Below are 22,497 nucleotides of genomic sequence, written 5' to 3'. Positions count from 1 at the left end.
CCGTGGGCAGTTCCGCGACGTGCCCGCACCACTTTGTTACCCACTACCACCCGGCTGTGGGTATTTTTTTGCCGGCAAGCTGTTGCGGGCTGGCGTGAAGGAAAAAAAGCCGGCACCGCAGGGCGGTGGCCGGCTTGGTGTGAGCCGCATGCAAGGCGCCTGACTTGGCGCCTCTGTTACGGTTACGGGCGGCTTACCGAGATATCGTAGAACGATCCGTTCACGGCGATTCCCAGGCTCAGGCCGGTATTGCCCGGCACCATCGAGATCATCTCGGAAGCCTTGCTACTGGCGGCACGGTAGCGCAGACCGTTGGCCGGGCTGTTCACCTTCCAGCTGTCCAGGCGGCCGTCTTCCACGCGTTTGCGCGTGTAGCTGCTGGTCTGCGCATCCACCATAGTCACGATGGTCGACCACGTGCCGGCGTTTTCCAGCGTGGGCACCAGGCCGCCATACAGTACTGTGTCCCAGTACGAGCTTGTCGTACCCGCCACCGGCAGGGGACGTAGCACCTGTTTGGCGGCGATCATGAAGCCATCGTCGTGGGTGATCACGACCGTCACCTGGCCGTCGGTGCCCTTGAATGCATAAGCGAGCTGCGTGCCGAAGCTGTCGGTGATCTTGAAGCTGCCGTCGGCGTTGGCGCTAAGCGTCGGCAGTTCATCCGGCAGCCATGCCTCGCAGGTGTCCACGTTCGAGCAGTCCGCCCCCTTGGTCAGCTTGCCCGCGGCATCGATGCTGAAGGTTACGCGGCGCGATGCGTAAGGGGTGCCGGCGTTGTCGCGCTCCATGCCGAGACCGTTCCAGTCGCCTGCCAGGTCGGCCAGGGCAACGGCCTGTGCGGGCACCAGCAGGGTGGGCAGATCGCTCATCGGGCCAGCGGGCGGCACGGCCAGTGCGATGCCGGACTTGGCGACCATCACGGTGTTGGTGGCCCCGTTTGTGCCCGGCACGGTGAAGCGGCAGTTGTCGTTGGCAACGGCGGTGAAAGGGACGGTCTCGTTGCCGACCTGCAGCTTCAGCGCGGCGGCGTCGAGGTCGCCGGCTTCCGCCGCTGCGGAGCCCAGTCCGATCACATGGTATTTGCCGGTCTTCAGCCCGGTGCAGGTCGCCGCCGCCGGTTGCAGCGCGGTCTGGACCGCCGCGGGGTCGGCATTGGCGGCCACCGCGGAGGACAACTCATCCAGCGTGGTCTTTGACGCTTCCAGGCGATCGCCCAGCTGGTCCAGCAGTTTGTCCTGCGCATTGCCGGCGTTGGCGCCGTTGGCGGCCACCAGCGGATCCTTGAGCGGGTCGACGCCGCCCAGGTCCACCACGCCGGTCAGCACCAGGCGCACCGATTCCGTGGCGCTGGTCAGGTTGCCGGAGGTCAGCTTGGCCTGCGCGGCGGCATCGAATTGCTCGAAGAAGGCGGCGGTGCTGCCTTGCGCCAGCGACGCGGTCACCAGTTCGGTCAGCGGAGTGATGTTGGCCACGGCGGTAGTGCCGGTGCCGGCCTCGACCACCGAATGCAGCGTGGTGCCGTCGGGCGTCTTGACGCTGAGCACGCACGGGCGCGTGGCGCCATTGATGCTGAGCGTGAAGCTGCCGTCCGCGGCGGTAGTGGCCGTGCCGCTCCCCGTGGCACATTTGGCCTGGACCGTGGCATTGCCCAACGCAGCGCCAACGGCCGCGGTGCCGGTGATCTTGGTGGCAGCGGGCGCAGTGGTCGCCGAATCTCCGCCGCCGCCGCCGCAGGCCGTCAGTACGGCCGCCGCCAGACCCGTCAAAAACAGATGTTTTGTTTTCATCCCTGTATTGATTTCTGTGGTTTTCTTGTTATGGCAGGGCGCTGCGTGGTGGAACACTGGCTCATGCAGGACCCCCGCCCACGGAACGGCTGACCCGCCCCGCGGGCGCGATTTTGCGCGCATTGCCTGAGCGAGCCCAACCCGCGTTGAGGTGATTGACAAAGCTCATGCGGCGTGCAGGACGTCTGCCACAACAAGAGAGCGGTTCAGGCAGCCGCCCGCACCAGCCCCGGCCAGGTTGCCGCCGGCGCGAGCGTGCGGCCGCCAGCGCGGCAATCTTCTAGCAGCCGCATGGCGTCGATGCCGAACCAGTCGTGCCAGGCGCGCGCCAGCGCGCTGGCCGAGCGCAGGCCCGCGTGCATGGCCAACTGGTCCAGCGCGGGCACCAGGCCGCCGGCGCTGGCCAGCGCGTGCAGCGCATGGGCGGCGCGTTGTTCGCGCAGCAGCGGATGCAGCGCCTCGCCTTCGGCAAAGAGCCGCGCGCGCACCAGGCGCTCGGGCACCTGCCATTGCGCCGCCAGGCGTTCGGCGTTCCAGTCGGTGTCGGGACGGGAGAAGACCAGGCCGGCGAACTGGCGCGACCATGGGCGATCCGCCGGCTTGCCGGCCAGCCGGGGACAGTCGCTGTCGGGTACGGCGGTCAGGACGATGGCGCAGGGTTGTTGCCAGGTACCGGGCAGGTCGCAGTCGAAGTGGGCGAATGCGTGCACCACGAACGGGTCGCCGGGCCGCACTTCGCGTCGTGCATTGGCGTCGCGCAGGCTGGCGGTGCCATGCAGGGCTTGCACATGGACGGCAAAGGGAAAGCGCAGGCGGGCAAAGCGGACGTGGTGACGGCTGACAAGCGGCATGCGGAAAACGACCCGGAAACTGGCGGCGGTGCGGCGGGTAACTGTCGCAGGATTCGGCGGACGGCGCAAGGCCGCGGAGATCGCGCTTAAAGACCGGGGCCGCCCTGGTGGCTGCCGCGTTACAGCTCGGACATCCCGAAGTGGCGTAGCCGTGGCAGGTCGGTCACGCGGATGCTTTGGTACGACAGGTGCACCATGCCCGCATCGGCCAGCCGGCGCAGCGCCTGGTTGACGCGCTGGCGCGAGAGTCCGGTAAGCAGGCCGATTTCTTCCTGAGACAGCTCGAGTACCGGGCTGGTGCGCGGATACAGGTCGGGGTGGAACAGCTGCGCGATGGCTTGCGCCACGCGCGCATCGGCCCCCAGCAGTCGATCGTTCTGCACGGTGGCGATAAACTGGCCCATGCGTTCGTTGAGCTGGCGCACGACAAAGCTGGCGAACGGCAGGCTCTGCGCGAGCAGTGTGTTGAAGACCGGCTCGGGCACCAGCAGCACCTGCGAGTCGCGGATCGCGATCACGTCATAGCGGCGGTGCTCGCGCTTGATCACGCTGCCTTCGCCGCACCAGCCGCCGGCAGGCACGCCAGAGAAGGTGCAACCTCGGCCATCGGGCGTGTACACCGCCAGCTTGATCAGGCCGCTGTCGACGCCGATCCAGTGGCGCGACGGCTCGCCGCGCCGGGCGATGAAGCTGCCCGCGGCAAAGGACTGCAGCAGCGTTTCGCGCGCGGCAAGGGCCTGGTGTGCCGGGGCCAGTTCACCGAACCAGGCATGTCCGGCCAGCACCGCGGCGGGTGCCGGGGCGGGGAGGGAAGTGGGGTGTGCGGGTTCGCTCATGGCACCGACGGGCGGGCTGCGCCGCATCCTGTAAGAATCGTGTAAGCCTTGCCTGGCGCGGGTTTGCGGCAGGTTTGTCGTCTCGACGACAGTGCGCCGGTGTGTGCGATGATAGCCTTGTGCCGGAAAAAGTGACAGCGCCATAAGGCGCCCGAATGACAGCGCCCGAATGACCCGATAAGGCGGAGACAACAGCAATGCCAACCGATTTCGACAGCGGCCTGGCCCGCAACGCGGCCAATTTCGTGCCGCTGACCCCCATTGATTTCCTGGTCCGCGCCGCCGAGGTGTATGGCGATCGCCTGGCCATCGTGCACGGCCCGCTGCGCCAGAACTGGCGCGACACCTATGCGCGCGCGCGGCGCCTGGCCAGCGCGCTGGCAAGCGCCGGCGTCGGCAAGGGCGATACCGTGGCCGCGCTGCTGCCCAATACGCCGGCGATGGTGGAAGCGCATTTCGGCGTGCCGATGGCCGGTGCCGTGCTCAATGCGCTGAATATCCGCCTCGACGCCGCCAACCTGCTGTTCATGCTGCGCCACGGCGAGGCGCGCGTGCTGCTGGCCGATACCGAGTTTGCCGACGTGGCGCGGCAGATGGCGCTGGAACTCCCCGGGCTGAAGGTGATTGCCGTGCACGACGCGCTGGGTCCGCAGGCGGAACCGTTCGGCGATACCGATTACGAAGCCTTCCTCGCCGGCGGCGACCCCGCGTATGCCTGGCAACTGCCCGCCGACGAGTGGGATGCGATCGCGCTGAACTACACGTCGGGTACCACCGGCGATCCCAAGGGCGTGGTCTACCATCACCGCGGCGCGGCCATCAATGCCGTCTCGAACATCCTTGAGTGGGACCTGCCCAAGCACCCGGTCTACCTGTGGACGCTGCCGATGTTCCACTGCAACGGCTGGTGTTTCCCGTGGACGGTGGCGGCGCGCGCGGGCGTCAACGTGTGCCTGCGCAAGTTCGAGCCCAAGCTGGTGTTCGACCTGATGCGCGACGAGGGCGTGACCCACTACTGCGCCGCGCCGATCGTGCATACCGCGCTGGTCAATGCGCCCGCTGCGTGGCGCGAAGGCGTGCGCGGGCCGGTGCGCGGCATGGTGGCCGGCGCGCCGCCGCCGGCCGCGGTGCTGGCGCAGATGGAGGCGATGGGCTTCGAGCTGACCCACGTCTACGGCCTGACCGAGGTCTATGGCCCGGCCGCGGTTTGCGCCGAGCAGGACGACTGGAGCACGCTGTCCGAGCAGGACCGCGCGGTCAAGAAGGCGCGCCAGGGCGTGCGCTATCACCTGCAGTCGCAAGTGGCCGTGCTCGACCCCGATTCGATGCAGCCGGTGCCGGCCGACGGCGAGACCATCGGCGAGATCATGTTCCGCGGCAACATCTGCATGAAGGGCTACCTGAAGAACGAGAAGGCCACGCGCGAAGCCTTCGCCGGCGGCTGGTTCCATACCGGCGACCTGGGCGTGTGCATGCCCGACGGCTACATCAAGATCAAAGACCGCAGCAAGGACATCATCATTTCCGGCGGCGAGAACATCTCGAGCGTGGAAGTGGAAGACGCGCTCTACCGGCATCCTGCGGTGCTGGCCGCGGCGGTGGTGGCGCAGCCCGATGCTAAGTGGGGCGAGACGCCGTGCGCCTTTGTCGAACTGAAGGACGGTGCCAGCGTCAGCGCCGAAGAACTGATCGCGCATTGCCGCACGCTGCTGGCGGGCTTCAAGGTGCCCAAGGCGGTCTACTTCGGACCGTTGCCCAAGACCTCGACCGGCAAGATTCAGAAATTCGAGCTGCGCCGCAAGGTGAAGTCGGATTCGGCCATCGACGTCTGAAATGCAAGCGGCGCCATGCGGCGCCGCATTCGTTCAGCGCGCCCGCACCTCGGGCGGCGTTGCGGTCCTGGGCGGTTGATGCCAGTCCGGGCCGATGTCGGGGAAGACCTCGCACTCGCCGCGCACGATGCTTTCGATGGTGGCGCATACGCATTCGGTGCCGCGCGGTCCTACGCAGACCAGGCTGCGCGGATGATCGCTGTGCTGCGGAATGGCGTAGACCCGCATGCCCTCGCGGAACAGCGGGTGCTTGGTGAGGCGTTCGTTCATCAGTTCAACGAAGCGCTGGGGCGTGACGACCGGCTTGTCCATTGCATGCTCCTGCGGCCTTGGCCACCGTACCCGTTTCTTGGGGCGGCATGGCGACCAGGTCAGTAAAGGCCAGGAAGATGACAGGCAGGTGGCAGAAAAGCGCACCGGGCAGCAGCGCGTGCCCGGGACGTGGCCGGAATGAAGAATCGCGGGCAATGCATCGCCCGCGTTGCCACTGCCACGCTTCCAGACTAGGTCACGCGGCGCGTAGTGCAAGTGAATCGCGAAATTTTGCGGGTGTCAGGTGATGCGCAGTTCGCCTGCGGCGCGCGGGCCGTTCAGGATGCCGTTGCCGGCGGCCCAGCATGCGGCTTCAGCTTCCGCATAGGACCGGTAGGTGTCCGGTGCCGCGACCGTGCAGTCCTCGTCGGCGGCGCCGCAGCGTTCTTCCATGACGATGCGCCAGGTGAACTGGCCCGCTCCGTCCTCGAGGACATGGAGCACCAGGGTGCGGTGATTGTCGGTCAGCGTGAGAGGCAAAGTCGACATGGGTGTCTCCCGTTCGCAGGTAGGCGCATTGATGCTAGCAAGTGTGCGCCGCAAATGCCATGAGGCATTACGGGCGCGCCATGGCAAGATACGGCCTTTGCGGCAACTGCCGCGCCGGATCTTGTCGCCTGAACATGCCTCTTTCGCCCGAGCTCAACCAACGGATCGCCGCCCTGACGGCGCATTACGACACCGTCGTGCTGCCGCTGTGGACCGCCTCCGGCTGGAATCCCGACCTGTTGCTGCCCTATGAAGCGCTCGACGGTGGCAGCGCCGCGCCGCTGCCGCCGGCGCGCTATCGCGCCATGGCGTGCGCGCGCCAGCTGTACGTGTTCTCGCTGGCAGGGCAGCAGGCGCACGCCGATACGCTGTTTGGCTCGCTGCAGGCGTATTTCGGCAATGGCGAGGGCGCGTGGATCTACAGCGTCGACCCGGCCGGCGCGCCGCTCGACAGCACTCGCGACCTCTACACCCATGCCTTCGTGATCTTCGCCTGCGCCGTGTATTACGCGCGCTTCGGCAACGAGGATGCGCTGGAGGTGCTCGATGAAACCGTCGATATCGTCGAAGACCGCTTCGCCGACGGCCAGGGCCTGTACCACGCCGCGCTGACCGAGCATTTCCGGCCCAAGGGCGCGGGCGTGCTGCAGAACCCGGTCATGCACCTGACCGAGGCCTACCTCGCCGCGCTGGATGCCACCGGCGACGAGTGGTATGCGGAACGGCTGCGCGAGATTGCGATGGCGGTGCACGAGCGTTTTGTCGATCCCGCCAGCGGCTGCGTGGCGGAGCTGCCGCAAGGCAGCGCGGACAACCGCATCGAACCGGGGCACCAGTTCGAATGGTTTTCGCTGGTGGCCGGCAGGCCGGCGCTGTTTGGCGATCTGCCGCTGTCGGATGCCCTGCGCCGCGCTTTCGCGTTCGCGCAGCAGCACGGCGTGGCGGCGGGCACGCTGGGCGTCTGCGCGGCGCTGGAGGCGGGCGGCGCACGGATCGACGGCACCGAGCGCATCTGGGCGCAGACCGAGTTCGCGCGCGCGCTGGCAGTGGAAGGCTCGGTGCAGTCGCTGGCCACGCTGGCTGACTGGGCCGCGCAGTTCCGCGACCGTTTCCTGTCTGCGCAAGGCTGGCACGAGTGCCTGGCGCCGACCGGCGACGTGGTGCGTGCGGAGATGCCTTCGACCTCGCCCTACCACCTGGCGACGTCTTACCAGGCGCTGGCTGCGGCGGCAGCGCTGCAATGGCCCGCACCGGTGGCATGACCGCACGGAGCCGGGCGTTGTCAATTCTTTGCAGTTGTCGGCAGAGCGCGCGTCTACACTCAAGCCCGCGCTCCGGCCTGCATCGAAATCCTTCTTAACTACCTGGTCGTCGTTCTGAAGTTGCGGGCTGGAGCGCGCCTGCCGGCTTGATGCGGACAGCCATTTGCTCGACGCGCTTCTGCGCCTGGGTTTCGGCGTGGTCGTTCAGGATCAGGCACAGCAGCGTCAGCAAGGCTGCTGCGATCATGCTTAGCGCAATCCAGGCCAGGCAGTGCTTGCGTTCCATGGTGGCGGACAGTGGGGCGGCGTTGTGGGGCATCATCGGTGCGCGAAGTTTAAGCGCGCGTACGCCGGGCGATTGTCAACCTTTGCAAACGCAGTTGCTCTGCGGGCTCTGCGGGCTTTGTGGGCGTCGTGCTTATTCCGTGACGCCGTGCTCGTGCAGCAGCCGCTCGCATTCCTCGAGCATGTCGTAGGCGAACGCCGACTGGTAGTTCGGGTCGAGCGCTTCCATCATTTCATGCGCGGCATAGAGGCCGGCTTCGCGCGACAGGGTCTCGGCGAGCTGCCGCGCAAACTGGTCGCTCAGTTCGGACAGCAGGCGCCGTTCCGACAGCGGCAACTGCAGCTTCGAGCGCGACAGCCATTCACCGGCCAGCGTGGCGCCCTGGGCGTCGGTCATCCACTTGCGGTGTTCGTAGTAGGCCGACAGGCGTTCCGCGGCCAGCGCGAACAGCAATGCCTTGCGGGTATTGAAATCGATGCGGCGGGGTGGGGCGAGGGTCATGTCCGGGGGAAATCAGGCGGGCGCGGCGCCGGCCTGCGCAAAGCGCGAAGCCAGCCAGGCGCCGATATCGGCAATCTCTTCCAGGCAGACCGCATGGCCCATCGGATAGGTGTGCCACGTCACCGGATTCGGCCGCGCCTGCACGAAATCGCGTGCGGCCACGCCAAGCGCCAACGGCACCACGTCGTCCTGCGTGCCATGGGCCGCGAACACCGGCGTGGCGGCGTTGGCCGGGTTGGCCTCGGCAGCGAGCGTCGCGGGTGCGGGGATGTAGGTGGACAGCGCAACGATGCCGGCAAGCGGCTCCGCGTGGGTCAGTCCGGCGGTGTAGGCGATCGCGCCGCCTTGCGAGAAGCCGGCCAGCACGATGCGCCCGCTCGGGATGCCGCGCGCATTTTCTCGTGCGATCAGCGCGCGGATGGCCTCGCAGGATGCGCGGATGCCGGCCTCGTCGGCGCGGCGGCCTGCCTGGTCGAGGGAAACGATGTCATACCATGCCGGCATGACATAGCCACCATTGCAGGTCACCGGTATCGACGGCGCATGCGGGAAGATAAAGCGCACGCCGGGTGTGGCCGGCAGCCGCAACTCGGGCACAACCGGGGCGAAGTCGCTGCCATCGGCGCCGAGTCCGTGCATCCAGATGACGGCGCAGCCCGGATTGGGCGCAGTTTCAATTTCGATCGCGGGCAGCAGTTCGCTCATGGGGCCGGTTCCTGTGGGTGGTCTGCCTGCGCCACGGGGGCGTCAGGCAGCGCGAGTATCGCACAGGTCCGGGCCTGCCTTGCCCGCATGCCCGGGCACGTACCGGGGCGTGGGGGTCCGCTTCAGGCTGCGGACGGAACGATCGGCACCGTGGTCAGGCCCGGCGTGCGCGCCGGCAGCTCGGGCATGGCGGGCGGTGTGGCGCGGCGCTTGTCGACCACGTCTTCGACGCCCTTGGCCGCGACATCTTCGAGAAACGCCACCATGTCGCGGTAGTAGGCGACCTGCATCTGTGCCTCGAGCAAGCGCCGTTCGGCCTGGAATAGCGTCAGCCTCATGTCTTGCAGTTCCCTTTCGGCGATTTTTTCCGGGGTCGGCGGACTGAACAAGTTTGCAAGCCAACGCATGGCAGTACCTCCAGTGCTGTCAACAGCGAGTTTGCGGGCTTTCGCCATGAGGACCAATATAGACAAGAAATCGCGAAAGCGTCCCTCGGGCACTTGGCCGTGGCGCCTCGCCCACAAGGATGATTGCCGCTTGCGGGACTCTACGTTAGATTAATTGGCCATGACGTGTCCGGCATCACGCGCTTGCTTGCGATGGTGCCTCGGGGCCGGTTGACTGTGCCTGCATGAAGCGCAGGATCGGCGGCCAGAAGGTGTCGATATGCTCGGGCAACAGGGCCGCATCGTGCGGCATGGCCTCGTGCATGACCAGCGCATGCAGATGCCTGGCGGCGCTTGCCACGCGTTCCGCATGGGGCGGCACGATGACAACGTCGTCACGGCTGTGCACCACCAGCAGCGGCCGCTCCAGCTTGCTCGCACGCGCTGCGTTGTTCCACGGATCCGGCAGCAGCCAGGCAGCCCATGCGGGAATGCGACCGGTCTGCACCGCGGCCAGCCGCGCCGAGCTGAAGCCCGCGGCTATCACATAGCCATCGGGCTGTGGTTCGAAACGCCGCGCCACATCGAGCAGGATGCCCGATCCCAGCGAATGTCCCAGCACCACGCGCCGTTTCGATTGCGGCGTGGCGGCGATGAACTGTCCATAGGCAATCCGCGCATCCTGCCGCAGCCGGCGCACGCTGGGCCGCCCGGTGCTGCGCCCATAGCCGCTGTAGTCGAACACATAGGATGCGATGCCCGCATCGGCCAGCATGGCCTGCACCGGCGCCCAGTCGGGGAGGCATTCGTTGTCGCCATGGCACACCATCAGGGCCGGTGCCTCGGGGTCTGGCACCGGCATGAAGGCCGCATGGAGGATGCGGTCGCCGCTGGCGAAGGTGGCGTGCCGCACCATGGGGGTGGAATTGTCAGGGGGTTCCGCGAGACTTGTCTCATCCGTTGGCGTGACAAACGCTTTGCGCTCCAGCGCACGAAACAGCAGATGCCGCGCGACCCCGGCCGCCACGGCCATGCCTGCTGCCGCAGCCAGCCAGCGATGCCGCGCGGTTTGAGAAGGGGGGCGGGGGTCCGGATTCATTTGCTTCAGGCTAGCAGGCCAGGCACCGCAAGTGAAGAATTGTTCATGCAGAAGCGCTTTTCCCGGGCGGGTCCGGGGCGCTATCCCTTCGATAGAAATCTTTTTCCTTGACTATCTACCTATCAGTAGATAGCATTCAGTCCATGGCACCGCTGCACTGCCAACCAAAGCAAGAAGGCACGGAAAAATGTGGCGATTCCATTGCATGACCTGAGCGGTCATTTTTTCAGGCCCGGCAATCTATCTACTAGTAGATGCGAGTCTGGAAAGCGACCTGCCGAATCGCCACCGACAACGAATTTCACGCGATCCCGACGATCGCACCCCAGGAGCCCATCATGACCAAGACCGCCAAGACCCTGATCACCGCCGCCACCCTTGCCGCCGCGCTCGTCGGCGGAGCGGCGCAGGCCGCCAGCGTGAACGCCAACGCCGGCGACAAGTACGGCTACAGCTACCGCGTCGGCAACGCCGATGCGTTTACCGACGGTGCCCGCACCGGCAAGTTCGACCCGTTCACGGAAGGCGCGCGCAGCGGCAAGTTCGATCCGTTCACCGAGGGCGCACGCGTCGGCAAGACCGACCCGTACACGGATGGCTTCCGCACCGTGGCGGGCCTGGACCGCACCGGCGTCTCGGCCGAGCCGGCCCGCAGCTTCGACCCGTACACCGACGGTGCGCGCGTCGGCAAGGTTGACCCCTATACCGACGGCGCCCTGGCCTGATTGCTGCCGGCACCGGCCGGCGGCCCAACACTTACGATGGCGGTCCGTGGCCGCCATCCGATGGAGTCCATCATGAGTTTGCGTGACAGCATCCTGTTGCTTGGCGGATGGCTGGTACTTTGCGTGACGAGTGGCTCGATGATTACCTTCGCCGCGCAGGTCCTGCCTGGCTAACGCCCATGTAGTGCACTGTGCCCCGAGGCTAGGGAATTACCCCAGCCTTGGGGCATTTCAACTTGAGCGTCTATCTTCGCGTAGATAAACTGCTTGCATGAAAACCCAATCCGTACGCGAGCAGTTGCTCGAGCACACCCTGATCCTGATCCGGCGGCGCGGCTTCAACGGCTTCAGCTACCGCGACCTGGCGGAGTTGGTGGGCGTGAAGACCTCCAGCATCCACTATTACTTTCCGACCAAGGAAGACCTGGTCCAGGAAGCGGTGAAGGAATACAGCGCCCGGCTGGCCGAGCGCATCAACGCCATCGATACGACCTTGCCGGTCACCGAGCAGGCCGCGATCTACCTGGCGCCATTCCGCGCCAGCTGTGGCTCGGACCAGATCTGCCTGTGCGGCATGCTGTCGACCGAGACGCTGTGCCTGCCCGAATCCGTGCACAAGATGCTGCAGGGCTTCTTCCTGCTGAACGAGCAGTGGCTGGCCGGGCTGCTGGAGCGAGCCCAGCCGCATCGCAGCACGCCGTTCCCGGTGCCGCCGGCGCGGCTGGCGCAGGTGGTATTCGGCTCGCTGCAGAGCGGGCTGATCGCGGCACGCCTGTTCGGCACCTCGGACCGCGTTGAAGCGGCCGCCGACACGCTGATGGCTGCCGTATCCGGTTGAGTTTGCGCGCGATTGCAGTGGCGCGTCTGAAGCCGTCATGTGGCGTGAGCCGCATGGCGGTTTTTTTATTTGCCTGCCGCAAGGCCGGCCGGTTGCGGAAAATCGCTTCAGAAACAACGGTTTAACGCGTCATGGAGAATCACTATCGGATCGATAGAAATGTTTTTCCTTGACTCTCTACCTAGTAGTAGATAGTATCAAGTCCATGGAAGCGCTGCACCGCCACCAACAAGCAAGACCAGGCGGCATACGGCGGTCCCATTGCACGACCGGAAGCGGTCATTTTTTTGAAACCGGTTATCTATCTACTGATAGATGCGGAATCGGAAGAAGGACTGCAACAGCCACTGATACCGAATTTGACGCGATCCCGAACCATCGCACCCCAGGAGCCCATCATGACCAAGACCGCCAAGACCCTGATCACCGCCGCCACCCTTGCTGCCGCGCTCGTCGGCGGCGTGGCGCATGCCGCCAGCGTGAACGCCAATGCCGGCGACAAGTACGGCTACAGCTATCGCGTCGGCAACGCCGATGCCTTTACCGACGGTGCCCGCACCGGCAAGTTCGATCCGTTCACGGAGGGCGCGCGCAGCGGCAAGTTCGATCCGTTCACCGAAGGCGCACGCGTCGGCAAGCCCGACCCGTACACCGACGGCGCGCGCACGATCGCGGCCACGGTGCCGGCCGACAGCTACGGCTACAACTACCGCAGCGGCAAGGCCGATCCGTTCACCGATGGCGCCCGCGTGGGCAAGCCCGATCCGTACACCGACGGCGCCCGCACGGTAGCCGGCCTGGACCGCAGCGGCGTGTCGGCCGAGCCGGCCCGCAGCTTTGACCCGTACACCGACGGGGCGCGCGTGGGCAAGGTCGATCCCTACACCGACGGCGCCATCGCCTGAAAACCGGCCGGCCCGGCGCCGGCCACCGACAACAACCGGGCCGCCATGGTGCGGCCCCGCTTCAGGAGTTGATCATGCGTTGGCGTGACACTGCGCTGATCCTGGGCGGATGGGTAGGGCTTTGCCTCGCAAGCGGGTCCCTCATCACGCTGATCGCACAAACGCTGCCGGCCTGAATGTCCCGGCGGCAAGCCGAGGAGTCGATGCCATGAATACCCCAACCGTACGCGAGCAACTGGTCGAACACGCGCTGGTGCTGATACGCCGCAGGGGGTTCAACGGCTTCAGCTACCGCGACCTGGCCGAACTGGTCGGCGTCAAGACCTCGAGCATCCACTATTACTTCCCGTCCAAGGACGACCTGGTGCTCGAAGCCGTGCGCGAATACAGCGCGCGCAAGCGGGCGCGGCTGCAAGCCATCGATACCAGCCTGCCGTGCGCAGAGCAGGCGCGGCAGTACCTGCAGCCACTGCGCGACGGCGCCTGCACCGACCAGGCCTGCGTGGTGGGCATGCTGTCGGCCGACGTGCTGGCCATGCCTGATACCGTGCGCGCCGCGATGCAGGACTTCACCCGCCTTAACGAGGAATGGCTGGCGCGCCTGCTCGAACAGGCTGCCGCCCGGGGCGCGGCGCCGTTCTCGCTGCCGCCGCAACAGCTGGCGCAGGTGGTATTCGGCGCGCTGCAGAACGGGCTGATCAGCGCGCGGCTGTTCGGTACGTGGGACGCGTCGATGCCGCCGCGGCGCTGCTGGCCAGCGCCATGCCGGTAGAAGAAGCACTAGCCGAAGCGTGATCCGGCGCGTGCGACGGCATCGCATACCCATTGCGGGTCGTCGTGCGGCAGGTCATGGCCGGCCCAGTGGTGCGTCAGCAAGGGCACGTTCCAGGCCTGCGCAATGCGCGCCGAACAGGCCGGGTTGACCAGGCGGTCTGCCGCCGAGGCTAGCAGCAATACCGGACAGCGCGGCGGCTCCGCGGGCGCGCAGTAGCGCGCGGCGGCCAGCAATTGCGCCAGCGCGGCCTGCCGGCTGACCGGTGCGTCCGCCGCGATGGCCTGCCACTGCGCAAGGTCGGCGGCCTGCGTGTCGGTGCGCGCGCAAGTGATGGCGTGGATGGACCGCTCGCAATACGCGCGATCCCCCCAGCGCTGCGCCACGCGCAGCAGCCTGCCCCAGTTGCGCGGACGCAGGCGCTGCGCCGGCGTGCAGAAAGGCCGCATGCTGGTGTTGACCAGCACCAGGCCGCTCACTTCTTCCGGATATGTACTGGCCCACTCGGTCGCCGCCATCGCCCCCAGCGACATGGCCAGCACGCGGTACGGCCCGGGCATGCCGGAGGCAGTCAGCTGGCGCCGCACCGCCGTTACCATGTCGCGCACGCGCCACGGCGCGGGCTGCGCCGACAGCGCGCCGTTGCCGGGCAGGTCAGGCAACAGCGGGCGTCCCAGCCCGGCTGCTTCCCAGCGCGCCGGCAGCGTTCCCCAGTGGCGCGATTCGCGCGTCAGTCCCCGCAAGAATACCCATCGGCTCATGGCGCCTCCGTGTGCCAGTGCGCGCTTGCCTGCTGCAGCAGCTCGTCGCGCTGCGCGCCGCGCGGCAGCCAGCGGTCCGAGGCAAAGGCGACGCGGCCGAGAAAGTCGAACAGGCTGACGTGCCGGCGCAGCACGCGCGCGGTGCGGTGCGCCTTGATCGGGTTGAAGATGCCCTCGCGCGAGAACAGCTGGCGCGGATTTTTCTTGATCCACAGCCACGAGCCCAGCTCCAGCGTCATCGGCAGGAACAGGTTGCCGCGCGGGGCCAGGTCATAGGCATGGTCCCACAGGTCGCCGTGCAGCAGGTACTGGTGGCTCTGCGGCTCGAAGGTATAGCCATGGTGCGGGTGGGCCTGCTCGAACAGGGTCTTGAGCAGGTACATCTCGGCCAGGTGCGGCATCGGCCGGCGCGTGCGCGCGTACGGAAACCAGATGCTGTCGCGCCAGCCGTAGCCGGAATGGCAGTCCACCGCAAAGCTGAGCGGGCGCGGCAGCAGTTCCTGCCTGACCACGCACAGCAGGGCGCTGCTTTCGGCCTCCATCGGCGCGCCGGCCGCGCCGCGGTACCACGGCAGCCAGGCGCCGATGCGCTGGCCGCCGGCCAGGAAGGGCACGCGCGCGTCGGCGTCCTGCGGGCCGTTGCGCATCAGGTCGACGCCGTTGGGGTTGGCGCGCGTGCCGGCCCACATGCCGCCGGGGTTGACGATCGGCATGAACACCAGCCGCACCGATTGCAGCTCGCGGTGCAGCAGTTCGTCCCAGGCCAGGCGCGACAGCACCGAGCGCAGGTAATCCAGCACCAGCTGCGTGCCGATGCGCTCCAGCCCGTGGATGCCGCCGAAGATGCCGATCGCAGGCGCGCCCGGGTCGCGGCTGCCGAGCGTGGCGACATGGACGCCAAAGCGGTGGCCCTGCACGGTGGTCTCGCATACCACCTGGGTCTCGAGCACGTGGCTGCCGGTATCCAGCAAGGTCAGCAACTGGTCATATTCCGGGAAGTCGGCGCGCGGGTGCATGGGCTCACCGGGTGGCGGCCACGGGATTGAACGGGACCAGGCGTGGTGCGGCTGGCATGCAGCGGGCTCCCAAGATAAAAACCGCCGTGTCAGGCAGCTTGGGCGGTGAGCGCCGCTGCATCCCCCGCGACGCAATCCAAGAAGGCGCCGACCAAGCGCGTCTGCCGCCGGCTCTGCAGGCAATACAGGTATTCGTGCAGCACCGGCGCGCCCGAAGCAAACGGCACCACGCGCAGCAGCGGGTCGCGCGGCACCTCGCCCAGCGGCACCACGCTGGCGCCCAGGCCCTGGCGGATCGCCTCGTAGATCGCCTCGCGGCTGCCGATCACGGTGTGCGGCGGCAGCTCCAGTCCGCACGCAGCCAGCGCGGTTTCGATCGTCTTGCGTGTCATCGAGCCGTGCTCGCGCACCAGCAGGTGACAGCCGCGCAACTGCGGCAGGTCGATCTGCGCCAGCCGTGCCAGCGCATGGTCGGGATGGACCACCAGCACCATCGGGTCGCTCGCCAGCCGGATGCAGGCCAGGCGGTCATCGTCCACCGGGTGCGAGGACACCGCCGCGTCGATGCGGTACTCGAACAGCGCTTCGAGCATCTGCTGCGAGTTGCCGATATCCAGGCTCACGTCGATCGCCGGATAGCGCTGCCGGAACGCCGCCACCGCGCGCAGGATGTAATACGGCCCGGTGGCGCCGATGCGCAGGTTGCCGAAGCGCAGGTTGCCCGCGTTGCGCAGCAGGTAGTCGGCATTGCCTTCCTGCTGCATCAGTTGCTCGACCACCGGCATCAGGGCCACGCCCACATCGCTCAGGTCGACGCGGCTGGCGCGGCGATGGAACAGCTCCACGCCGTAGGTTTCCTCCAGCTGGCGGATGCGTCCCGTGACCGTGGGCTGGCTCACGCGCAGCTGCCGCGCCGCCATGGTGATGCTGCCCTGGCGCGCCACTTCGAAAAAGGTCATCAGCAGGTCGCCTAGCATGGTCATCCGCGCGGAGTTTGGGGGAGGGGTCCGGACCGGGCCGGACGACCGCGCAGTCTAGCGGCCCAATATGACAAAACGGCTACGCCCGCCCGGGCCGGTCCGCTTGGGACCGGCCGGGGCGGGGCTTGGCGTTGTGCCGGGTCGACGGGTTGCGTCAGCCGGCTGCGCCCATCGCCGGGTCGGACACGCCGTCCTTGCCGGTTTCGATGCGGCCGGCGAAGCGGCGCGTAAAGCCGCCTTGCGCGGTGGTGACGGTGAAGTCGTACCAGTTGCCCTGGCGCGCCACCGGCCAGTGCTGCTGCAGCTGCATGCCGGCGGGCACTTCGTAGGTCCACGGGCCGTCGGTGCGGTAGGCGTTGGCCTCGACCGTGAAGGTGCAGGGGGCGCTGCCGGTATTGATCATGTCGACGTACACCGCGGCGTTGGCGATGTCATAGCAGACGCGGATCTCCGGCGCGCTGGCGCCGGCCGCGATCACCGCCGCCACGTCGCCGCGGAAGGCGCGGTGGAAGCCGTTCGGGCCCAGCACCCACAGGTCGTACTTGCCGCCGTCGCTGGCAAAAACGTCCCAGCTGCCATGCAGCTCCTTGCCCGGCTCGACCATATAGCGGCGCGGCACGCGGTCCAGGTGCAGCCGGTCATAGACGTGGAACACCGCCGCCGCCGTGCCGGTGTTGCTGAACAGCAGCCACACCGCGCGCCGGTCGCGGGCGTCTTCGCGCGCGCTGACGTGCAGTTCATAGGGCAGCGCGCGCGACGGGCGCGTGCCGGGGTCCTGCTGCGGCATCTGCTGGCTGCCGGCCGGAGGCAGCGGCACCTGCGGCAGTACGCCCTGCGCGGTGCGGATGGCGTCGGCGCTGGCCTTGTCGCGGCTGGGCAGTTCCGGCAGCGGGTTGGTGTTGGGGCTGACGAAGTTGAAGGCCGAGGTCAGGTCGCCCGCCACCGCGCGGCGGAAGCCGCTGATATTGGGTTCCGCCACGCCAAAGCGCGCTTCCAGGAAGCGCAGCACCGAGGTGTGGTCGAACACCTGCGAGTTGACCCAGCCGCCGCGGCTCCAGGGCGACACCACGTACATCGGCACGCGCGGGCCGGGGCCGTAGGGACGCTTGTCGACGTGGTATTCCGGCTTGAGCTGTTCCGGGTCGAGCGTGGTGGCACCGGCGAGCGTGTCGCCGTCATAGGCCGGCGCGCACGGCGGCGGCAGGTGGTCGAAATAGCCGTCGTTCTCGTCGAAGTTGATCAGCAGCACGGTCTTGCTCCAGACCGCGGGATTCGCAGTCAGCGCATCGAGCACCTCCTGCGTGTACCAGGCGCCCTGCACCGGGCTGGACGGCCCGGGGTGCTCCGAGTACGTGGCCGGCGCCACGATCCACGACACCTGCGGCAGCTTGCCCGCGGCGATATCGTCGCGCAGCGCCTGCAGGAAGCCGCCGTCGGGCATGGTGTTGGCCACGCCCTTGAGCAGCGGGCTGACCGCGTCGTCGGCGCTGGTGTACGGCGGATAGGGGCTGCCGTTGGCCTGGTTGCCGCGCGAGGCATTGGCGTCGCGGTATTGCTTGAAACCCGCGAGCGGGTTGTCGGTGAAGTTGTCCGGCATGTTCTGGTAGACCTTCCAGCTCACGCCGGCGGTTTCCAGCCGCTCCGGGTAGGTCTTCCAGGTATAGGGCGTGTTCGACCCGGTAAACGAGTCGCCGCTGTTGTCGATCACCGGGCCGCCGAAGGCGCCGGCCGGATCGTTGGTGCCGGTCCAGTGGAACAATCGGTTGGGATTGGTGCCGCCATGGAAGCTGCAGTGGTAGGCGTCGCACAGCGTGAAGGCATTGGCCAGCGCCACCTGGAAATCCAGCTCGGCCTCGGTGTAGAAGCCCATCGACTGGGTCTGCTTGTAGGTGGGCCACTTGTTCATGCGGCCCAGGTCCCAGGCGTTCTGCGCGTCCGGATACGAGTGCGGGGTGCCGCTGACGCGCTGCGCATTGCCGGCGCTGCTGTCGAGGTGGTAGGGCAGCACGGTGCGGGTGGTGCTGCCGTTGGTATAGGTCTGCTGCCAGACGTTCAGGCCGCCCGCCAGCGGAATCGGGAAGCGGTCGCCAAAGCCGCGCACGCCGCGCAGGGTGCCGAAGTAGTTGTCGAATGAACGGTTCTCCTGCATCAGGATGACCACGTGCTCGACGTCGCGGATGGTGCCGGTGGCGTTGTTGGCCGGAATCGCCAGCGCGCGGCGGATCGACGGCGGGAAGGCTGCCAGCGCGGCGGTGGCGGCGGCGCTGCCGCCGGCGAGCTTGAGGAAGTTGCGTCTGCTTTGGGGGTTCATGGGATTCGGTGCCGGATGGTTGCGGGGAGGGGTGACAGGCCGGGCCGGCTTCAGGGCGCGCAGCGCAGCTGCGGCTTGACCGCCGGGGTCTCGCCGGGCCGGTCGCTGCCGTTCCCCTGGCCGGGGTTGCCGCCGGTGCCGGGCGCGCCGGGCGTGGTCGGCGCCGCGGCCGGGTTGCCGCTGGTGCCCTCGCCGGAGTCGCCGCCGCAGCCGGCGAGCGCCGCGCTCAGCAGCAGGGCGGCCAGCCAGTGCGGCCGGGCCAGGGAGGAAGGTCGGAAGGTCATGGTTTCAATCTCCTGCAGGGGGATCGGGGTGCGGGGAGGGTGAAGCCCGGCCGGGCACCGGTTCCGTCGCGAAACGGGTGCGCCGCCGGATTCTGGGAATTCAGGGGTTCAGCGTCGACAGCGGCTGGCGTGCGCCGGTGATGGCTTTCAGCTCGTCGAGCGTCAGCACGCGCGTCCACATCGCCAGGTCGTTCAGGCCCATCACGCCCTTGAGCGCGCCGGGGTTGTTGCCGACGTAGTTGTGGGTGGCGTCGTCGTTGACGCCCCAGCCGGTGCCGAGGCCGGCAAGCCTGGTCACGTCGGTATTGGCGATCGCCTTGTTCTCGGTCTTCTGCAGGCCGAGCACCGGGTCGACGACGTAGGCGCTGAAGCGCTTCGCCGCCGCGTCGACCGACAGCGCCAGGTAGGCCCACTGGTTGGCCGAGACCTTCATGCCATTGATGTCGTCGCGCTTGCCGCTGCCGCTGCCCAGGTTGAAGCGGATCTCGCAGCTGCCGAACAGGGCGATGGCGATGCCGGGATTGCCGCCCGAAATGTAGTTCTTGTTCGACAGGATCGGTTCGCCGGTGCCGGTGCCCTGGGTGCAGTCGGTGCGGAACCAGAGGCCGATGGTGAACTGCGGGCTTTGCGCGATATCGGCAGCGTTGTGCTTCAGTTGGTAGCTGTCGATGCGCGAGTCCAGCTGCAGCGACTGGCCGCCGAAGTTGTCGGCCGCGAGCGTGCCGCCGTCAACGCTTGCCACCCACGGGCCCAGCGTGGCCGCGTTCTTCGCGTCGGCGAACGGCTTGCTGTCGAGGCTGAAATACGACGCCAGGCCGGTCAGCAGCGACGGCATCAGCGTCACGGGTTTGACGTAGTGGATCTGCGCCAGGTACGACACCGGCACGTCGTTGCGCACCAGCGTGTAGTTGAACTGGTACAGGCCCGTGGCCATGTCGAAGCCCTTGTCGGTGAAGGTCCGCACCTCGGGTCCCAGCGCGGCGATCTGCACGCCGTCACGCAGCACGCGCGTGACGCCGTAAGCCGGGCTCGGGTTCTGCCAGGTCAGCGTGATGGCGTCGTTGTACTGGCTGATGCTGGCGCCGATGGCGCGCACGCCGGCGGTGGCGGTGGTCAGCGCGGAGCCGTCGAGGCGCGTTGCCGCGGGGTCGAGCGCGACGCCGGCGTGGGCCAGCACGGTCGGCACGATATCGGCCTCGGTCGGCAGCGCGGACAGGTCCGCCGGGGTGTCGGGGGCCGCGGCGCCGGGCCTGGCCAGCGCGCCGTTCAGGGTCTTGTTGGTGGCGAGGAAGGCGGTGCGGTTCTCCACCGTCGGTACCGTGGTGGTGGCGCCGGTGGCATCCAGGCCGTGGCTGGTGGTGACCAGCACCAGCCAGTCCTCGCCCGGCTGCGCCTGGCGGCGCGCGGCCACGGCGGCCAGCAGTTCGCCCAGCGCCTGGTCGGTCTCGCCGAGCGCGGCGGCATAGACGCCGTTGCCGAAGCCGCTGGCTTGCGCGGCCCGCGCCGGGGCGCTGTACTGCGCGAACACCACGCCATAGCCGGACTGCACCTGGCGCACGGCATTCTGCGTGACGCAGCGGTCGACGCCCGCGCAATCGACCAGCGTATCGAGCACGCCGGCTTCCTGGTCGGTCTTGAGCAGCACCGGCAGTACCGGCGCACTGACCACGGCGCCTTGCTGCCCGCCGGCCTTGCCGGCTGCGCGCAGGTAGTGGAACACAGTCGGCGCGCGCAGCGCGGTGCTGCCGGTGTCGTCGTCGATGCCATGGCGGTTGGCCCAGGTGCCGGTCAGCACCGTGGCCCAGCTGGGCGCGTCGAGCGTGGGCTGGGCGGTGATGGTGCCGGGCATGCCGCCGGTGGCGGCCGGCACCAGGTTCAGGCTGGCCAGGTTGGGCAGCTCGCGCCGCAATACTGCGCCTTGCACCTGCGCATAGGTGGCGCCGTCGACGCCGACCAGCAGCACGCGCGGGCCGCTGGCGCGATCAGGCTCCGGCGCGGGCTTGCTGGTGTCGGTATCGCTAGGCGCTCCGGTCGGTGCGCTGTCGTCGCCGCCGCAGCCGGCCAGCGTCGCGGCCAGCATGAAGGCCACGGTGCCGGCCAGCGCACGCGCGCGCGCCGTCCCCGACAACCAGCCAGCCGGCCAGCCCCGTGCAAGGTTCCCTGCCATCGTTCATTCCCCTGATCATCTGCGTTGTTGTGCGCCCGCGGCGATGGCCGCGCGGCGGATTGCGTGTGCCGCAATGCGCTCGCAGAGTAAGAAGCGGGGTTGTCACCGTGGTGACAGCGGGGCAAAGAATGCTGATGGGGCTATTCGGATTCTTGAGGGCCGGGGGGAGTCGCGGCCGAGGCAGAGAGTGGGTTCGGCCGGAATTGGTGCCCGGGTGGGGCGTCAGCTGTGGAAGCCTACGCCCCGCATGATCAGCCGCAGCACCCACGCGGCCACGCCCAGCGCCGCCACGCTCGCGGTCCAGATCAGCACCAGCCAGCCGACGCGGCGCAGCCAGGTGCCGGTGCGGGTGCCGCTGTCTGCGTGCGGCGCGCCCATCAGTGATAGCCCTCGCCGTGGCGGACCTTGCCGCGGAACACGTAGTACGCCCACACCGTGTACATCAGGATGAAGGGAACGATGAAGAGCGCGCCCACCAGCGCAAAGCCCTGGCTTTGCGGCGGCCCGGCGGCCTCCCAGATCGAGATCCCGGGCGGGATGATATTGGGCCAGACGCTGATCGCCAGGCCGCTGTAGCCCAGGAACACAAGTCCCAGCGCATACAGGAAGGGCGAGATATCGGGCTCGCGGCGCAGCGCGCGCATCAGCATGAACATGCACAGCGCCACCAGGATCGGCACAGGCGAGAACCAGAACAGGTTGGGCAGGCTGAACCAGCGCTGCGCAATCTCCGGATGGGTCAGCGGCGTCCACAGGCTGATCACGGCGATCACCGCCAGCAGCAGCCATGCCAGCGTGCCGGTCAGGCGGATCATGCGCTGCTGCAGGTCGCCCTCGGTCTTCATGATCAGCCAGGTGCTGCCCAGCACGGCGTAGGCCACGATCAGCCCCACGCCGCAGAACAGCGGAAACGGCGCCAGCCAGTCCAGCGGGCCGCCGGCAAAGCGGTGGCCTTCCAGCTTGATGCCATCGATATAGGCGCCCAGCGCCACGCCCTGGAAAAAGGTGGCGGTGGCCGAGCCGAGGATGAAGGCGGCGTCCCACACCGGGCGTTCGCGGTCATTGGCCTTGAAGCGGAACTCGAACGCCACGCCACGGAAGATCAGGCCCAGCAGCATCAGCATCAGCGGCAGGTAGAGCGCGCTCAGCACCACCGAATACGCCAGCGGGAATGCCGCCAGCAGCCCGGCGCCGCCCAGCACCAGCCAGGTCTCGTTGCCGTCCCAGACCGGCGCGACGGTGTTCATCATCACGTCGCGGTCATGCCGGTCAGGCACGAACGGGTACAGCATGCCGATGCCCAGGTCGAAGCCGTCCATCACCACGTACATCATCACGCCGAAGAAGATGATGACGATCCAGAGAAGCGAGAGATCGATGCCCATGATG

The 22,497-nt window shown here is 67.8% G+C and carries 22 protein-coding genes and 2 pseudogenes; 6 read left to right on the top strand and 18 right to left on the bottom strand.

Annotated elements, in window-relative coordinates; translation table 11 throughout:
* Window positions 1–182 precede the first annotated feature (182 nt).
* The 3 genes from A2G96_RS26940 to A2G96_RS26930 form a co-directional block, all read right to left on the bottom strand.
* Window positions 183–1,790 (bottom strand): hypothetical protein, encoded by a 1,608-nt coding sequence (locus A2G96_RS26940; protein ID WP_062803240.1) that lies wholly within the window; start codon window positions 1,788–1,790, stop codon window positions 183–185.
* A gap of 206 nt (window positions 1,791–1,996) precedes the next feature.
* A complete protein-coding gene (locus A2G96_RS26935) occupies window positions 1,997–2,641 on the bottom strand; it encodes a hypothetical protein (RefSeq protein WP_062803239.1) in 645 nt (214 codons plus the stop codon).
* 119 nt (window positions 2,642–2,760) lie between these two features.
* The gene (locus tag A2G96_RS26930) at window positions 2,761–3,477 is read right to left on the bottom strand and encodes a Crp/Fnr family transcriptional regulator (RefSeq protein WP_062804149.1); all 717 of its coding nucleotides are present in this window, start codon (window positions 3,475–3,477) and stop codon (window positions 2,761–2,763) included.
* Window positions 3,478–3,674: 197 nt separating this feature from the next.
* On the opposite strand from A2G96_RS26930, the gene A2G96_RS26925 reads away from it, so the two are divergent.
* Window positions 3,675–5,309, top strand: a complete 1,635-nt coding sequence (locus A2G96_RS26925) for an acyl-CoA synthetase (protein ID WP_062803238.1) — start codon at window positions 3,675–3,677, stop codon at window positions 5,307–5,309.
* A gap of 33 nt (window positions 5,310–5,342) precedes the next feature.
* Here the strand turns inward: A2G96_RS26925 and A2G96_RS26920 are convergent, their stop codons facing one another.
* Both A2G96_RS26920 and A2G96_RS26915 read right to left on the bottom strand, forming a co-directional pair.
* A complete protein-coding gene (locus A2G96_RS26920; protein ID WP_062803237.1) occupies window positions 5,343–5,621 on the bottom strand; it encodes a hypothetical protein in 279 nt (92 codons plus the stop codon).
* 240 nt (window positions 5,622–5,861) lie between these two features.
* A complete protein-coding gene (locus A2G96_RS26915) occupies window positions 5,862–6,110 on the bottom strand; it encodes a hypothetical protein (RefSeq protein WP_062803236.1) in 249 nt (82 codons plus the stop codon).
* 134 nt (window positions 6,111–6,244) lie between these two features.
* Here A2G96_RS26915 and A2G96_RS26910 point away from each other — a divergent pair, with 134 nt between their 5' ends.
* A complete protein-coding gene (locus A2G96_RS26910; RefSeq protein WP_062803235.1) occupies window positions 6,245–7,372 on the top strand; it encodes an AGE family epimerase/isomerase in 1,128 nt (375 codons plus the stop codon).
* Between the two features lie 94 nt (window positions 7,373–7,466).
* Here A2G96_RS26910 and A2G96_RS26905 read toward each other — a convergent pair whose 3' ends face one another.
* From A2G96_RS26905 to A2G96_RS26885, 5 genes and pseudogenes are all read right to left on the bottom strand, one after another.
* Window positions 7,467–7,658, bottom strand: coding sequence for a hypothetical protein (locus A2G96_RS26905; protein WP_062804148.1), 192 nt, complete (start codon window positions 7,656–7,658; stop codon window positions 7,467–7,469).
* 132 nt (window positions 7,659–7,790) lie between these two features.
* Window positions 7,791–8,159 carry a hypothetical protein gene (locus A2G96_RS26900; protein WP_062803234.1) on the bottom strand — a complete coding sequence of 123 codons (369 nt, stop codon included), beginning with the start codon at window positions 8,157–8,159 and terminating at the stop codon, window positions 7,791–7,793.
* Between the two features lie 12 nt (window positions 8,160–8,171).
* Window positions 8,172–8,864 carry an alpha/beta hydrolase gene (locus A2G96_RS26895; RefSeq protein ID WP_062803233.1) on the bottom strand — a complete coding sequence of 231 codons (693 nt, stop codon included), beginning with the start codon at window positions 8,862–8,864 and terminating at the stop codon, window positions 8,172–8,174.
* 122 nt (window positions 8,865–8,986) lie between these two features.
* Complete coding sequence (locus A2G96_RS26890; protein WP_010812500.1) at window positions 8,987–9,271, bottom strand: hypothetical protein; 285 nt, start codon at window positions 9,269–9,271, stop codon at window positions 8,987–8,989.
* A 150-nt stretch (window positions 9,272–9,421) separates the two neighbouring features.
* Window positions 9,422–10,349, bottom strand: a pseudogene (locus A2G96_RS26885) (alpha/beta hydrolase).
* A gap of 338 nt (window positions 10,350–10,687) precedes the next feature.
* On the opposite strand from A2G96_RS26885, the gene A2G96_RS26880 reads away from it, so the two are divergent.
* From A2G96_RS26880 to A2G96_RS26865, 4 genes and pseudogenes are all read left to right on the top strand, one after another.
* On the top strand, window positions 10,688–11,074 hold the full coding sequence (locus A2G96_RS26880; protein WP_062803231.1) for a hypothetical protein: 387 nt from the start codon (window positions 10,688–10,690) through the stop codon (window positions 11,072–11,074).
* 271 nt (window positions 11,075–11,345) lie between these two features.
* Window positions 11,346–11,912, top strand: coding sequence for a TetR/AcrR family transcriptional regulator (locus tag A2G96_RS26875; RefSeq protein WP_062803230.1), 567 nt, complete (start codon window positions 11,346–11,348; stop codon window positions 11,910–11,912).
* A 398-nt stretch (window positions 11,913–12,310) separates the two neighbouring features.
* Window positions 12,311–12,817 (top strand): hypothetical protein, encoded by a 507-nt coding sequence (locus A2G96_RS26870; protein ID WP_062803229.1) that lies wholly within the window; start codon window positions 12,311–12,313, stop codon window positions 12,815–12,817.
* 208 nt (window positions 12,818–13,025) lie between these two features.
* Window positions 13,026–13,612, top strand: a pseudogene (locus A2G96_RS26865) (TetR/AcrR family transcriptional regulator).
* On the opposite strand, the gene A2G96_RS26860 reads toward A2G96_RS26865, so the two are convergent.
* The 8 genes from A2G96_RS26860 to cydB all read right to left on the bottom strand — a co-directional run bounded on the left by A2G96_RS26860 (window position 13,598) and on the right by cydB (window position 22,493).
* Complete coding sequence (locus A2G96_RS26860; RefSeq protein ID WP_062803228.1) at window positions 13,598–14,350, bottom strand: alpha/beta fold hydrolase; 753 nt, start codon at window positions 14,348–14,350, stop codon at window positions 13,598–13,600. The pseudogene A2G96_RS26865 and the gene A2G96_RS26860 sit on opposite strands and share 15 nt — an antisense overlap.
* Entirely contained in the window at window positions 14,347–15,366 is a 1,020-nt protein-coding gene (locus A2G96_RS26855) for a M14 family zinc carboxypeptidase (protein ID WP_062803227.1), read from the bottom strand. The genes A2G96_RS26860 and A2G96_RS26855 overlap by 4 nt, the downstream gene beginning before the upstream one ends.
* A gap of 89 nt (window positions 15,367–15,455) precedes the next feature.
* The gene (locus A2G96_RS26850) at window positions 15,456–16,343 is read right to left on the bottom strand and encodes a LysR substrate-binding domain-containing protein (RefSeq protein ID WP_062804147.1); all 888 of its coding nucleotides are present in this window, start codon (window positions 16,341–16,343) and stop codon (window positions 15,456–15,458) included.
* Between the two features lie 157 nt (window positions 16,344–16,500).
* Window positions 16,501–18,657, bottom strand: a complete 2,157-nt coding sequence (locus A2G96_RS26845) for a phosphocholine-specific phospholipase C (RefSeq protein WP_062803226.1) — start codon at window positions 18,655–18,657, stop codon at window positions 16,501–16,503.
* Window positions 18,658–18,707: 50 nt separating this feature from the next.
* Complete coding sequence (locus tag A2G96_RS26840; RefSeq protein WP_062803225.1) at window positions 18,708–18,941, bottom strand: hypothetical protein; 234 nt, start codon at window positions 18,939–18,941, stop codon at window positions 18,708–18,710.
* 100 nt (window positions 18,942–19,041) lie between these two features.
* Window positions 19,042–21,108, bottom strand: coding sequence for a LamG-like jellyroll fold domain-containing protein (locus A2G96_RS26835; RefSeq protein WP_062803224.1), 2,067 nt, complete (start codon window positions 21,106–21,108; stop codon window positions 19,042–19,044).
* Between the two features lie 222 nt (window positions 21,109–21,330).
* A complete protein-coding gene (locus A2G96_RS32800) occupies window positions 21,331–21,486 on the bottom strand; it encodes a DUF2474 domain-containing protein (protein ID WP_082819105.1) in 156 nt (51 codons plus the stop codon).
* Entirely contained in the window at window positions 21,486–22,493 is a 1,008-nt protein-coding gene (gene cydB, locus A2G96_RS26830) for a cytochrome d ubiquinol oxidase subunit II (protein ID WP_062803223.1), read from the bottom strand. The genes A2G96_RS32800 and cydB overlap by 1 nt, the downstream gene beginning before the upstream one ends.
* Window positions 22,494–22,497: the final 4 nt, after the last annotated feature.

Origin of the sequence: Cupriavidus nantongensis, assembly GCF_001598055.1 — a bacterium.
Taxonomy (GTDB): Bacteria; Pseudomonadota; Gammaproteobacteria; order Burkholderiales; family Burkholderiaceae; genus Cupriavidus; species Cupriavidus nantongensis.
This window is presented reverse-complemented; position numbering and strand designations above follow the sequence as displayed.